The sequence below is a fragment of the Aeromonas bestiarum genome (assembly GCF_000819745.1).
Lineage (GTDB): Bacteria > Pseudomonadota > Gammaproteobacteria > Enterobacterales > Aeromonadaceae > Aeromonas > Aeromonas bestiarum.
Map to the genome: position 1 here is coordinate 407,308 of NZ_CDDA01000015.1, position 14,295 is coordinate 421,602.

General features: G+C 61.7%; 9 protein-coding genes. 2 read left to right on the forward strand and 7 right to left on the reverse strand.

The annotated features are described in order from the left end of the window. Nucleotides 1-357: 357 nt before the first annotated feature. Nucleotides 358-546: a hypothetical protein gene (locus tag BN1118_RS09030; protein WP_043555632.1), complete on the forward strand. Its 189-nt coding sequence runs from the start codon at nucleotides 358-360 to the stop codon at nucleotides 544-546. Between the two features lie 93 nt (nucleotides 547-639). On the opposite strand, the gene BN1118_RS09035 is transcribed toward BN1118_RS09030, so the two are convergent. Continuing rightward, nucleotides 640-2,166 (reverse strand): YfcC family protein, encoded by a 1,527-nt coding sequence (locus BN1118_RS09035; RefSeq protein ID WP_043555633.1) that lies wholly within the window; start codon nucleotides 2,164-2,166, stop codon nucleotides 640-642. A 614-nt stretch (nucleotides 2,167-2,780) separates the two neighbouring features. Between BN1118_RS09035 and BN1118_RS09040 the strand changes: the two genes are divergently transcribed. Further along, complete coding sequence (locus tag BN1118_RS09040; RefSeq protein WP_043555634.1) at nucleotides 2,781-4,406, forward strand: acyl-CoA synthetase; 1,626 nt, start codon at nucleotides 2,781-2,783, stop codon at nucleotides 4,404-4,406. A gap of 173 nt (nucleotides 4,407-4,579) precedes the next feature. On the opposite strand, the gene hisIE is transcribed toward BN1118_RS09040, so the two are convergent. From hisIE to hisA, 6 genes are all read right to left on the reverse strand, one after another. Further along, nucleotides 4,580-5,215, reverse strand: coding sequence for a bifunctional phosphoribosyl-AMP cyclohydrolase/phosphoribosyl-ATP diphosphatase HisIE (gene hisIE / locus BN1118_RS09045; RefSeq protein WP_043555635.1), 636 nt, complete (start codon nucleotides 5,213-5,215; stop codon nucleotides 4,580-4,582). After that, nucleotides 5,208-5,981 (reverse strand): imidazole glycerol phosphate synthase subunit HisF, encoded by a 774-nt coding sequence (gene hisF / locus BN1118_RS09050; RefSeq protein ID WP_043555636.1) that lies wholly within the window; start codon nucleotides 5,979-5,981, stop codon nucleotides 5,208-5,210. The genes hisIE and hisF overlap by 8 nt, the downstream gene beginning before the upstream one ends. A 180-nt stretch (nucleotides 5,982-6,161) precedes the next feature. Further along, nucleotides 6,162-10,133, reverse strand: coding sequence for a PAS domain S-box protein (locus tag BN1118_RS09055; protein ID WP_043555638.1), 3,972 nt, complete (start codon nucleotides 10,131-10,133; stop codon nucleotides 6,162-6,164). Further along, nucleotides 10,130-12,289: a PAS domain-containing protein gene (locus tag BN1118_RS09060; protein WP_043555640.1), complete on the reverse strand. Its 2,160-nt coding sequence runs from the start codon at nucleotides 12,287-12,289 to the stop codon at nucleotides 10,130-10,132. The genes BN1118_RS09055 and BN1118_RS09060 overlap by 4 nt, the downstream gene beginning before the upstream one ends. Further along, nucleotides 12,282-13,391 (reverse strand): response regulator, encoded by a 1,110-nt coding sequence (locus BN1118_RS09065; RefSeq protein WP_043134879.1) that lies wholly within the window; start codon nucleotides 13,389-13,391, stop codon nucleotides 12,282-12,284. The genes BN1118_RS09060 and BN1118_RS09065 overlap by 8 nt, the downstream gene beginning before the upstream one ends. Before the next feature lie 153 nt (nucleotides 13,392-13,544). Continuing rightward, nucleotides 13,545-14,291 carry a 1-(5-phosphoribosyl)-5-[(5-phosphoribosylamino)methylideneamino]imidazole-4-carboxamide isomerase gene (hisA, locus tag BN1118_RS09070; RefSeq protein WP_043555869.1) on the reverse strand — a complete coding sequence of 249 codons (747 nt, stop codon included), beginning with the start codon at nucleotides 14,289-14,291 and terminating at the stop codon, nucleotides 13,545-13,547. Nucleotides 14,292-14,295: the final 4 nt, after the last annotated feature.

Sequence of the window (14,295 nt, forward strand, 5' to 3'; positions counted from 1 at the left end):
CTGCCGCGCCATCGCCCTAGAGCGGCACTCTGCCGCGCTTGTCCCCCGACGCGGGCTTTAAGGGCTTGCCCGCAGGCACCGACTCGTGCGCAAGTGCTTGATAAATCGCTTTACCGGCGCAGGAGGGCTGCCGATAACAGATCACGGCAAGCATTATGCTTGGTCTTTTGGCAGAGAGTGTGACGGGCCCATGAGCGACAGTGGCTCACCCCGACAGGCGCGATGCAGTGCCGGTGAGCCAGGTAACGCCGTCATCATCTCGGGGCCAGTGAAAGTGACAACGGCAATACCTGGGCAATCCCGATGCGGCACGCGTTGGGACTGTGGTGGTCAAGCAATAATCGGCAAGGGGGACTTATGTCGATGCTGCCAAGATGGATACAGCCGGCCGTACAGGCCGAGATCATTACCCAGCAGCAGGCACAGCGACTGCTGGCATCCCTTTATCAACCCCTCTCCGAGGTGGCGAAGGAGCTGCCCGCCGATATAGTCGACATCAGCCTCAAGCTCTACTGCTTTCGCCAACAGGGCCGGGTACGCCATTGATGCACGAGTGAGAGAGCGTTTCCCTGGAGCCGTGGACCGCATAGAGAGCGCCAAGCACTGTGGGCCGGGCGCGCTCTGGCAGTGAGGTCCGCCTCAGATCATCATCACCTGCACCACCAGCATCAGGGCGCCAAAGCCCAGCACGAAGCCCACCATGGGCAGCACGAACCTGACCCACAGGTTGAACTGGATGCCGAGCATCTGCAAGGTGACCAGTACCAGCCCGGTGGGGGCCAGGAACAGCATGGCGTATTGCCCCCAGTTGTAGGCCGACACCACGATATAGCGGGGGATCATCACTGTATCCGCCAGCGGCGCCATGATGGGCATGGAGAGCACCGCGAGCCCCGAGGAAGAGGGCACCACCAGCCCCAGCAGGGTGAACACCAGCATCTGGGCCACTGCAAACACGGCGCCGTGCATGCCGGAGACCAGGTCGGAGGCGTAAGCCAGTATGGTGTCCGAGATCATCCCCTGATCCAGCACCAGATTGACCCCGCGCGCCAGCCCTATGATCAGCGACACCGCCACCAGTTCGGAGGCGCCCTGGGTGAAGGCCTCGACCGCCTCTTTCTCCTTCAGCCCCGAGATAAACATGATGATGATGGCGACGGCGAGGAAGGAGGCCGCCATCTGCGGGAACCACCAGCCGGCCATGGAGACGCCCCACACCATGAGCGGAAAGGCGAGGATGAACAGGGTCAGGATGATCTTGCGGCGCAGGGTGAAGGGGACCCCTTCATCCAGTGCGCCCTCTTTGAGAAAACGGGCGCGGAAGCTGTCTCTGTCCTCATAGGTGTAGGAGAAGGCCGGGTTGGCCTTGATCTTCTTGCAGTACCAGTGGAGATAGCCAATGACCACCAGGGTGCCCACCAGACAGCCGACGGCGCGAAAGATCAGCCCCTCGGTGAAGGGGATGCCGGCGGCGTTGGAGGCGATCACTACCGAGAAGGGGTTGATGGTGGAGAAGGTGGTGCCCATGGAGGCGGCGAGGAAGATGGCTCCCACGCAGACGATGGCGTCATAGCCGAGTGCCAGAAAGATGGGTACCAGTATGGGGTAGAAGGCGACTGCCTCTTCCTCCAGCCCGCAGGTGGTGCCCCCCAGCGCCATGACGACGCAGACCAGCGCCACGAACATGAATTCGTTGCCCCGGGTCTTGCGCGACAGCGCCACCAGGCCGGCGCTGAAAGCTCCCGTCTTGTTGATGACGCCGATGAGCCCGCCCAGTACCAGGATGAAGACTATGATGTCAGCCCCCTCTATGGTGCCCTTGACCATGCTGACCGCTACGTCGGCGAGTCCCTTGGGGGCCTGCGCCAGTCGCTCATAGGTGCCGGGAATAGCGATGGGCTTGCGGATGGTGCCGCTGGTGAATTGTTCCACCCCGATATTGATATTGAGTTTTTCAAGTTCGGTCTGGGTGGCGGGCACCCGGCTTATTTCCCCCTTCGGGCTATTGACCATCAGAGTGTTGTTGGCCGAGTTGTAAGAGAGCTTGGAATAGGCCCCCGCCGGAATGATCCAGGTCAGGGCAATGGCCAGCAACATAATAAGAAACAAAATGGTAAAGGCAGTGGGAAATTGTCTGCGTGGCTTGGTATTCGGCTCGGCACACATAAAATGCTCCTCGATAAAGCAGGTTCGGGCTCGGCGGAATATCGGGTCGACAGGGTTCCTTCGTCATGGGGCAGAAATGCGCAGATCTACTGGTAATGGCGCACTCGTTGGCGAGAAGTCTGGCCTGATATTGGGCATGCGGTAGATTGTTTCACTATGTAACCATAACCTGCTGGTGTCGGGATGAATACGAAGCGTGGCCCGCTTTATGGGCTGGCTCACAGAATATATTTGCTGATGGAATTGTCGTTAATTTCAATGCCGTGCCCATGCTGGGTCATTATATTCAATAATTATCCCGGTTCATTTGGTTGGTATAATTGGCAACAACGCCTCGGCTGCAAATAAAGATGTAAAGGATGCATGGCAACCCATGCCGGTTTGATAATGGATACATATTATTCAAGGCTGGCAATGCCTCGTATCATGGCCGGTCTGACCGGGTGAAAACCCAAGCAGCGCCATCGCCTAAGACGTTTTGCTAATACCTGCCGCCATGGCCCTGCTGTTAGGCTGTCAGCCCCATAAGAGATCTGCGCAAGGGCATGATGCCGACGAGATCTCCCGCCCAATCCGATCCAGCCGCTTTGTGCCACCTGCGAGGAAGGAACCCGATGACAGAGCAGAACATCTATGAGACCGGCCTTGATAAAAGCCCCGCCAATTTCGAGGCGCTGACCCCCATCAGCTTCCTGGCGCGGGCTGCGCGGGTCTATCCCGACTACCCGGCGCTGATCCATGGGGCCTTGCGTCAAAACTGGGCCCAGACCGAGCGACGCTGCCGCCAGCTCGCCTCGGCCCTGCGTCGGCATGGCATAGGCGAGGGGGATACTGTCTCCATCGTCGCCCCCAATACTCCGGCCATGTTCGAAGCCCACTTCGGGGTGCCCATGGGCGGCGCCGTGCTCAACACCCTCAACACCCGGCTCGATGCCGAGTCCATGGCCTTCATCTTCCAGCATGCCCAGAGCAAGGTGGTGCTGGTGGACAGGGAGTTCGGCGCCGTGGTGCGCAAGGCGTTGGCCCTTGTCAAGACGCAACCTCTGCTCATCGCCATCGACGATCCCCTCTATCGGGAGGGGGAGCTGATAAGCGAGCTCGACTATGAGGCGTTTCTTGCCCAAGGGGACGAGGATGAGCCCGGTTGGCTGCCGAGCGATGAATGGCAGGCGATCTCCCTGAACTACACCTCGGGGACCACGGGCAACCCCAAGGGGGTGGTCTATCACCATCGCGGCGCCCACCTCAATGCGGTCAACAATGTGCTCTCCTGGGAGCTGCCCAAACACCCCGTCTATCTCTGGACCCTGCCGATGTTTCACTGCAACGGTTGGTGCTTCCCCTGGACCCTGGCGGCCACCGCCGGGGTGAGCGTCTGCCTGCGCCATGTGCAGGCGGCGGCCATCTTTGATGCCCTGCGCGAGCACAAGGCGAGCCACTTCTGCGCCGCGCCCATCGTCCTCAATATGCTCAACAATGCCGCCCCTGCGCTTAAATATGGGCTCAATCATCCCATCAAGGTGATGACGGCGGGGGCGGCGCCGCCCGCCACCGTGATCGCCGGCATGGAGGCTATGGGGATCGCCGTGACCCACGTCTACGGACTCACCGAAACCTATGGCCCCTGCGTGCTGTGCGAACCCCAGCAAAGCTGGCAGGGGCAGGATGCCACCACGCTGTCGCGTCTCAAGGCGCGCCAGGGGGTGGCATCCCCGCTGCAGGGGGAGATGCGGGTCATCAACCCGGTCAGCGGCGAGCCGGTTCCCCAGGATGGCAAGACCCTGGGGGAGATAGTGCTGCGCGGCAATGTGGTGATGAAGGGCTATCTCAAGAACCCTTCTGCCAGCGCCGAGGCGATGGCGGAGGGCTGGTTTCGCAGCGGCGATCTGGCGGTGTGGCACCCGGACGGTTATGTGGAGATCAAGGACAGATCCAAGGACATCATCATCTCCGGCGGGGAGAATATCTCCAGCCTGGAGGTGGAGGACGTGCTCTATCGCCATCCCGATGTGGACGAGGTGGCGGTGATCGCCATGCCGGACGAGAAGTGGGGGGAGGTGCCCTGCGCCTTCGTGAAGCTCAAGGAGGGGCGTGAGCTCACCCAGGCCGAGCTGATTGTTTTCTGCCGTGAGCAGATGGCCCACTTCAAGGCCCCCAAGCGCATCATCTTCACCCCGCTGCCGAAAACCTCCACCGGCAAGGTGCAGAAATTTATGCTGCGTCAGCAGCTGGGCAGTTGAAGCTGCCACAGCCGTAAAACAGAACGGGCCCATCAGGGCCCGCTTTTTTCAAATCGGTTTTACGATCACTTGTTATGGCGCTAATGAAGCCGCGGCACCACATCCTTCAATTCCAGCCCCTCGTTTTGCAGCAGTACGGTGAGGTGATAGAGCCGTCAGGAGGGATTCGTTGTTCACTTGTTATGGCGCTCATAGAGGCGCTGCACCACATCCTTCAACTCCAGTCCCTCGTTTTGCAGCAGTACGGTCAGGTGGTAGAGCAGATCGGCGGATTCGTTGATGAGCTCCTCACGATCCTTGGCCATGGCGGCCAGCGCCACTTCCACACCCTCTTCACCCACCTTCTGGGCGATGCGCTTGGTGCCTTTGGCATACAGGCTGGCGGTGTAGCTGGTGGCCGGGTCGGCACCTTTGCGTGATGCGAGGATCTGCTCGAGCTCGGCCAGGAAGCCAAGCGGCGGCACAGGGTGACCGTCGAAGCAGGAGGGGGTGCCCAGATGGCAGGTGGGGCCGACGGGGTTGGCGGCGATCAGCAGAGAGTCCTGATCGCAGTCGGTGCTGATGGCGACCAGCTTGAGCACATGGCCCGAGCTCTCGCCCTTGGTCCAGAGGCGCTGCTTGCTGCGGCTGAAGAAGGTGACCTGGCCGGTGGCCTGGGTCTTTTCCAGCGCCTCGCGGGTCATGAAACCCTGCATCAGCACTTCGCCGCTGGCGGCATGCTGGACGATGGCGGGGATCATGCCGTCACATTTTGCCCAGTCCAGGCGCTCGGCGAGCGGTAGCTCGTTGTTTACTGCTTGATTATTCACGGATGGCGACTCCTTCATTTTTCAGCCAGCGTTTCAATTCGGGAATGGGGATAAGGCCCTTGTGGAACACGGAGGCGGCCAGGGCCCCGTCCACGTCGGCGATAGTAAAAGCATCGAGGAAGTGTGCCATGGCACCCGCGCCGCCGGAGGCGATCAGCGGCACCTTGCAGACGGCGCGCACCAGCTTGAGCTGCTCGAGATCATAGCCTTGGCGCATGCCATCCTGGTTCATCACGTTCAGCACGATTTCGCCGGCGCCGCGCTTTTGTGCCTCCTGCACCCAATCCAGGGTATGCCAGGCTGTGGTGCGGGTGCGGCTCTCGTCACCGGTGAACTGTTTGACCTGATAGTGACCGGTCTGCGCATCAAAATAGGAGTCGATCCCCACCACCACGCACTGCACGCCGAAGCGCTCCGCCAGTCGGGTGATGAGAGTTGGATCGGCCAGGGCCGGCGAGTTGATGGAGACCTTGTCGGCGCCGAATTCGAGGATCTGGCGGGCATCCTCCACGCTTTTGATGCCACCGGCGACGCAGAAGGGGATGTCGATGACCTCGGCCACCCGACTGACCCAGCTCTTGTCGACCACACGGGCATCGCTCGAGGCGGTGATGTCATAGAACACCAGCTCGTCGGCCCCTTCCTCTGCGTAGCGGCGGGCAAGCTCGACGATACCGCCCATCACTTCATGATTACGAAACTGCACTCCCTTGACCACAACGCCATCTTTGACGTCCAGACAGGGGATAATACGCTTTGACAACATGCTCGTTGCTCCATGTAACGCACGGTTAAAAACATCATTATTGCCGGATGACGCGGGCGTCAGACGGCCAATGAGTGAAGATCGTCGGCATGCTTCAACAGGTGGTGCCCAGCCGGGCGACAACGTGGCCGCAAGGGGACGTGTTCGACAGGGGAACCAACACTATATGCATGACTTTATTCAGTGATTCAACCCTTTATCTCTCTTTGTCGCCGCAGGATGCCGGGTCGGTGCATCCGGGCCCGCCGGTTCAAATCCTGTGGTATGTTCCTGCGTCGCCTGCAGGCTGCGCAGGGTGAGCAGGGCGCCGTCGAAATCGAACACTTTCAACTGGCGTGCCAGCGTATCCCCTTTGGGTCCGAGGCCTAGGAGCAGGGGACCGGCGTACTGCTCGAACAGCGGAATGACGGCAGTGTCGCTTTGCAGCAGCAGGCCTTCAATCTGGCGCAGCAACTGCTGCTGCCAGTGGCCGTTGAGGGGGGCCGACACGGCGGCGGGTTCAGGCTCTTCCTGACCCAGCTGCTCAAGCAGGGCGCCGAGTGCGTTCGTTATCTCCGTCATCTGATCGGTCAGCTCGCTGCCATCGCGGGACAGGTCGTGTTCCAGTCGCTGGCTCTGGTCGGCCAGGGATACCCAGCCCAGAGTCGCGGCGACGCCGCGCAAGGTGTGGGCGAGGCGTGTGGCGGCCGGCTGATCGCCCGCCTGCAGATGGCTGCTGAGCAGTTGCATGTCCTGGCTGTGTTCACTGGCGAAGTGGCGCAGCAAGGCGGCGTATTTCACCTGGTTGCCCTGCAGCGCCGCCAGCCCCTGTTGCAGATCCAGGCCGGGGAAGGATTGCAGCCGGGCGAGCGGGGCTATCAGGGTATCGCTGGCCCGGCGCTGGTATTGAGGCTGCACCGGCGTGCTGGCGGGCAACCATAGTTGCAGCGCCTCAAACAGCTTGGCGGGGGTCACGGGCTTGGCAATAAAATCGTTCATGCCCGCCGCCTCACAGGCTTTTCTGTCCTCTTCAAAGGCACTGGCGGTCAGCGCCAGAATGGGGATCTGCTCCCAGCCCGGCAAGACACGGATGGCGCGAGTGGCACTGTAGCCATCCATCAGGGGCATCTGTATGTCCATCAGGATCAGATCGAAGGCGTGCTGGCTGACGCGCTCCAGCGCCTCCTGGCCGTTGACGGCGGTCTCGATGACGAGGCCGCTGTTGTTGAGCAGCTCAAGCACCACCTCGCGGTTGATGGCGTTGTCCTCCACCAGCAGCACGCGGGCGTGGTTGGAGAAAAAGAGTGTCTGTTGCACCGTCTGCTCGAGTCGCGCGGCTTGCTGCGGCTCGCTCTGCCCCAGAGAGAGCAGGGCGGTAAACCAGAAACAGCTGCCCTTGCCCGGCACGCTGCTCAGACCGACCTCGCCCCCCATCAGGGTGGCGAGCCGACTGGTGATGGCCAGGCCAAGGCCGGTGCCGCCGTACTTGCGGGTGGTGGAGACGTCGGCCTGCTCGAATGCCTGGAACAGCTTCTCGCTCTGTTCCGGACTGATGCCGATGCCGGTGTCTTCCACCTCGAAGCGCAGCAGGTATCCCGTGGGCAGCGGACGTTCTATCCGTACCCGCAGGGTGACCGAGCCCTGTTCGGTGAACTTGATGGCATTGGCCGCGTAGTTGAGCAGCGCCTGGCGCAAGCGGGTGATGTCGCCATGGACCCAGGCGGGTGTATCCCCTATGTCGACTATGATGGTGAGTCCCTTGGCGCGGGCTTGCTCGCTCATCAGGGCGCTGACGTTGTCCAGCATGGCGGTGAGGGAGAAGTCACTCTGCTCCAGCACCATCTTGCCCGCATCGATTTTGGAGAGATCCAGAATGTCGTTGATGATGGTGAGCAGGTGCTGGGCGGCGTTGTCTATTTTCTCCAGCCGATCGTGCTGGGTGTGATCCGGGGTGTCGCGCTTGAGCAGATAGGTGAGCCCCAAAATGGCGTTCATGGGGGTGCGGATCTCGTGGCTCATGTTGGCCAGGAAGGCGCTCTTGGCACGGTTGGCGCTCTCCGCCCTTTGATGGGCCTGGGCCAGTTGCAGGGTGCGCTCGTTGACCATCTCTTCCAGGTGGTAGCGGTATTGATCCAGCTCTTCGCCGAGCTGTTTCTTCTCCGTGATGTCCGCCTGTACTGTCACATAGTGGGTGATGACGCCGTTCTCCTGCCGGATGGGGGAGACGGTGGCCAGCACCTGATAGTGGGAGCCATCCTTGCGGCGGTTGATGAACTCGCCATGCCAGCGCTGACCCTGATGGATGGCGTCCCACAGGGCAACATAGGTCGCCTTGGGGGTGAGACCTGAGCGCAGCAGGGAAGGGGTCTGGCCCAAGACCTCGCTCTGCTGGTATCCGCTGGCGGCCAGGAAGGCGACGTTGACGTATTCGATGCGCGCATGGGTATCCGTGATGAAGACGCCATCCGGGCTCTGCTCCAGGGCCAGCGACAGTTGTCGCAACTGTTGTTCGGCCTGCTTGCGCTCCGTGATATCCAGATTGATGCCGAGCAGACGCAGCGGGCGCTGTTGGGCATCCCGATAGACGCTGCCCTTGCTCACCAGCCAGCGAATGTCACCGCTGGGCAGCAGGATGCGAAACTCTATCTCGAGCGGTTTGCCTGCTCCTGGCAAGTCGGACAGCAGCTTGTCGATGCGGGCCTTGTCGTCCGGATGCACGCAACTCTGCCAGGTGCTGAAGGTGTTGAGCTGCTCCACACTGCGGCCATAGAGGCGGGCACATTCGGGGGAGAAGAACAGCTGGCCACTCGGGATGTCCCACTCCCAGATGCCGACGTGTGCCCCTTCCTGGGCCATCAGCAGGCGCTGTTCGCTATTGCGCAGGGCTGTGCTGGTGGTCTCTGCGCGGATGCGGGCGCTGATGGCATCGTCCATCAGATTCAGTGCCGCCAGGCGGGCACGGCGCTGGGTATCGAGTGCCACCTGCTGGTTTTGCAACAGCTGCTGCTCGGTCAGTTTGCGCTCCGTGATGTCCTGTACCGTGCCGTACAGCTCGACTATGGTGCCACTGCCATCGCGCAAGGCGGCGCCCCGGGCAATGATCCAGATGGGCTCCCCCTGTTCGTGGATCACCTCGGCATCGCACTCGTAGGGATAGCCGGTCTGCAGGCAATGTTCGACGGCCTGGGCGATGGCGCGCCACCCCTCCTGGGTGAAATATTTCCTCACCTCGGGATAGACGGCGGGGGGCAGAGACTGGTCGCGGCCATAGATACGGTAGATCTCGGGTGACCAGTAGTGGCTGTTGTCGGCAATGTGCCAGCGCCAGTTGCCTATCTTGGCCAGATGCTGGGATTCGCGCAGGATCACCTCGTTGCGGCGCAGGGCCTCTTCGGTCTCCTTGCGTTGCTGGTTGTCCTCGATGATCGAGATGAAGTAGTCGGGCTCCCCCTTGAGATCCCGGACCAGCGCCACAGTGAGGGTGATCCAGAGGATGTCACCCCCCTTGCGCAGGTAACGTTTTTCCAGGGTGTAGTGAGGCCGCTCGCCCGCCAGCATCTGGGTCACATAGGTCTGATCGATGAAGAGATCGTCCGGGTGGGTGATCTGCTGGAAAGTCATGCCCATCAGCTCATCGGCCTGGTAACCCACCATGTCGCACAGCCGCTGGTTGACCCGCAGCCATTTGCCGTCCGGGGCGACCAGGGCAATGCCCACCGCCGCCTGCTCGAAGGTGGCCTGAAAGCGGGTTTCGCTCTGCTGCAGACGGGACTGGATGTTCATCAGCTCCTGCCAGCGCTGGGTCTCCCTGGCGCGGGAGCTGTGCATGGCGGCGCTGAGCAGGCTGATGAGGACGCCGTTGGCGAGCAGTATTCCCCATTGCACCAGATCCTGGCCGGCGGCAATGGTCAGCGAATGGAGCGGGGGCAGCAGGAAGTAGGTGGTGACCAGGGCGCTCACCAGGGTGCTGAGCAGACCCGGCAGCAGGCCACCGAGCAGGGAGCAGAGGATGATGGGCAGCATGAAGAGCACCAGCAGCGGCCGTTCGCCAAAGGCGATGGGCAGCTGTATCCGGATCTGCAACATGAGAATGGGCAACAGAATGGCCAGCAGGCAGACCCCCCACCGTTGCCGGGGCTGGCGGGCATGCCACAGCTGGGACCAGCTCATCATAGGGACTCCTCCGGCGGCGTGGGGGCTTGAGGATAGGGTGGCTGCTGCCCGAGCTGAAGTGACAGTGCATTGATCTGGTGCTTGAGGGTGAGCATGGCCAGCTCCCTGTCCACCATCACCTTGTTGAAACGCTCCAGCTCGCTGTTTTGCTGGCGCAGTTCCGCGGCCTGGCGGGTCAGGGCCTGCTCGACCTGCTCCCGCTCGGTGACGTCCAGCAAGAGGCCGAGAACGGCGGGCTGGCCGCGATAGTCGACGCGCCGCCCATACAGCTCCACCTCTATGTTCTGATGGTCGTGGTGCAAGGCGGTGAACCGGGTGTGGATCTCGGTATCTTCCTGCTCGCAGCGCAGCAGTTGCTCCGCCACCCTGTCGCTGTCTTTCGGGCTGGCCAGTGCGTGCAGCGTACCGACTTTGAGCAGGGAGTTGGTCGAGCCGTAGCCGAACAGACGGGCGAAGCCCGGGTTGATGTAACAGAGCTGGCCCTGCTGGAGTATGTAGATGCCGGCCAGGGACTGTTCCACCAGGGCGCGAAACAGCCCTTCCCGTTCCTTGAGGCCCGCCTCGGCCCGTTTGAAATCCGTGATGTCGCGGGAGATGCCGAAGATGCCGATCACCTGGCCCTCGTTGTCTTGCAGCGGCCCCTTGGTGGCGAGGAACACCCGATCGCCGCTGGGCAGGGTGAGGTACTCCTCCTGTGTCTGTACCTTGTTGCGGGCTATGACCTGCTTGCCAAGATCCATCAACATTCGTGCCTGGTCGGGCGGGAAGATGGCCATGTCATCCTGGCCCAGCATCTCGGCGGCCGGCTTGCCGACGAACTGGCTGGCGGCGCGGTTGAACAAGATGTATTTACCTTCCATGTCCTTGGCGAAGATGGCGTCTTCCGAGCTGTCGGCAATGGCGGAGAGCAGTTGCAGCGCCTGCAGGCGTCCCGCCTGGGATTGACGGATCTGTTCGGCCATGAAGAGCTGGGTGTGCTGGCGCAGCAATATGATGCCGGCGTTGGCGATGAAGAGCACCAGCATGCCTATGAGCCCAATCCAGATGCTCTCCCTGAAAGCTGCGTGGTTGAGCTCCGCCTTGTCTATCTTGGCGATTAGATACCAGTCGGTGCCGATAACGGAGTGGATGGTGCCAAAGACCTCGACCCCCCGGTAATCCTGGCCAAAGAACGTCTGCCTGAGCCCCTCTTTGGCACCGCCGTTGAGAAACTGGGCTGCCAGCAGCGCCTTGTTGTCGATGGGGATCTGCAGGGTGAGGGCTGAGTGGGGGCGATAGCGCACGTCATTGAGAAACTGCACTTGATTGCCGTGTTTGCGAAACAGCAGGGCTTCCCCGCTGCTGGCCGGAATGGGCCACTGCTTGAGAATATGGTTGAGCCAGTCGCTGGAGCTGATCTGCAGCACGACAAGAGGGGCGCCGCTGCCAGGCATGGACAGCGGGGCTATGAAGTCGAGCCTGGGCTGGCCCTGCTCATCGAGATAGGGCCCCACCCGCATGACGTTGCCCGCTTCCACTTGAGCCAAGGCCTCGCGCAGTGGCGTGCCAAGACCGCTGGCACCGGGAGTCTGCCACAGGGCTGTGCCGGCCGGGCTGAATACGGTCGCCGCGCTGAATCCCCTGATGGAGATGAACTCGGCCAGCCGGGTCATCAGGGGGGTATGTCCATCTGCCGGATGTGCAACTTGTCCCTGGCGATAGAGATTGGCATAGAGCGGGCTTTCGATCAGCAGGCGGGCATCGCGCTCACGGGCATTGAGCCACTCAGTGATCTGTTTGCTCTTGAGATCTGCGATGGCCTCGATCCGGGCGACTTCCTTGTCCTGGGTGTGACCCAGGCTCTGGGCGATGGCCATGCCGGTGAGCCCCAGGATCAGGCCGTTGATCAGGATAAGGGGCAAGAGCTGACGGCGAGAGAATTGATGGGTGACCACTGGCATGTCGATGCGACGGCGCAGCATGGCATAGAGCATGAGCGCCGTGATGAGGATGAACAGCCAGCCCTTGATGGTGCTGGCCAGGGCGAACTGGGCCTGAGTGCTGAACAACCACTCTACCGCCTTGTCGGAGAGCAGGATCCACAGGCTGGCCACGGCGGCATAGGTCAGTACGACATTGAGGATGTGAGCTCGGGTGAGCGGGGGCTGGTCAGCCATGCTGTGCCTCATTGTCATCCTTGTAGCGCTCGGCGATGGCGACGAACTGTTCGAAATGGCTGTCAAATGCCGCCACCACGTCCGGATCAAAATGCTGGCCGCTGCCGGTGAGGATCAGGGTTCTCGCCTCGTCATAGGGCATGGCGGCCTTGTAGACCCGTACGCTGATGAGGGCGTCAAACACGTCGGCCAGCGCCATCAGCCGGGCCGAGAGGGGAATATCATCGCCGTGCAGGCCGTCAGGGTAGCCGCTGCCGTCCCACTTCTCGTGGTGCCAGTGGGCAATCTCTTTGGCCAGGGTAAGGAATGCCAAGGGTTGTTCTATGTCTTGTTCCGCTTGCTCGATGGCATCGCTGCCGAGCTTGGCATGGGTGCGCATGGTTGCCCACTCGTCCACCGTCAACTTGGCCGGCTTGAGCAGTATGTGATCGGGAATGCCCACCTTGCCGATGTCATGCAGGGGAGCCGAGCGGCTCAGCAGGTCTATGTAGCGGGGGGTCAGGGTCTCGGCAAAGCGGGGATGCGTGGCGAGGGCGCTGGCCAGTTGCCGCACGTAACCCTGAGTGCGCAAGATGTGGTTGCCGGTTTCGGGGTCGCGGATCTCCGCCAGGTGGGCAAGGGCTCGTATGGAGACCTGCTGGATCAGGTCGTTCTCCGTCATGCGGCGTGCCACCTCGGCCTCCAGCGCCGTGTTCTGGCTCTGCAAGCCGTCACGGGCCTGTTTGGCCTCCAGCTGGGTACGCACCCGGGCCTGAACGATGGCCGGTTTGATGGGCTTGGTGATGTAATCTGCCGCTCCGAGCGACAATCCGTACTCTTCACTCTGGGGATCGGCGAGGGCGGTGAGCAGTACCACGGGAATACGGCTGGTCTCGGGGGTGATGCGCAACTGTTTGAGCACCTCATAGCCATCCATGCCCGGCATCATCACATCCAGCAGGATGAGATCCGGCGCCGTCTTGCCAGTGGCGATCCGCAGGCACTTCTCTCCGCTCTGGGCGGCCAGCACCCGATAGGTGGGAGAGAGCAGATCGGTCAGCACCATCAGATTCTCGGGCGAGTCATCGACGATCAGTATGGTGGCGGCGTGAGATGTGAACATAAGTCCTCCGTGACGTTGTCTCAATGAGTTCGAGTATAGAGTCAATTGTTACCAAGTAATAAGGACTTACCCCGACTTATCTCTGGATGGAGAGATCCCTGCCCGACCCCCGTGGCCAGGCAGGCTCTCATGTCACGGCGGCCGATCAAGCCGTCAATCTGGCGTGCCGTTGGCCCAGCAGGTGATGGCGTCACCCACGGAGAATTTGCCCTCCAGCAGGGCGCGGCCAAGGATGATCCCCTTGACGCCGGAGCCCTTGAGCGCCTCGATATCCGCGATGCCGCCAATGCCGCCAGAGGCCTGAAAAGCCACGCTCGGGTAACGGGCGCAGAGATCCCGATAGAGCTCGACGTTGGTGCCAGCCAGGGTGCCATCGCGGCTGATGTCGGTGCAGAGCACATGCTTGAGACCGACCGGCAGGAAGCGCTCGATCAGCGCCTCTATGGTCACGCCGCTGTTCTCCTGCCAGCCTGCCACGGCGATATGGCGATTGCCCTGGGCGTCGATATTGACGTCCAGCGCCAGCACTATCTGCTCGGGGCCATATTTCTCCATCCAGCTCGCCACCAGATCCGGGGATTTGACGGCGGTGGAGCCGATCACCACCCGGCTGGCGCCGGCGGCCAGCAGATCCGCCACATCCTGCTCGGTGCGCACCCCGCCGCCCACCTGCACAGGCGCCTCGGTGGCCGACAGCAACTGGGTCAGCAGGGGGAGTTGGCGGGCTTGTGTCTCTTTGGCACCGTCCAGATCCACCAGGTGCAGTTGCACCGCCCCCTGGGAGACATATTCGTCAAAGCGGGCCTGCGGGCTGTCGCTGTAGGCGGTCTTCTGGTCGTAGTCACCCTGATAGAGGCGAACCACCTGACCCTTGATGAGATCGATTGCAGGAATAATCATCTTG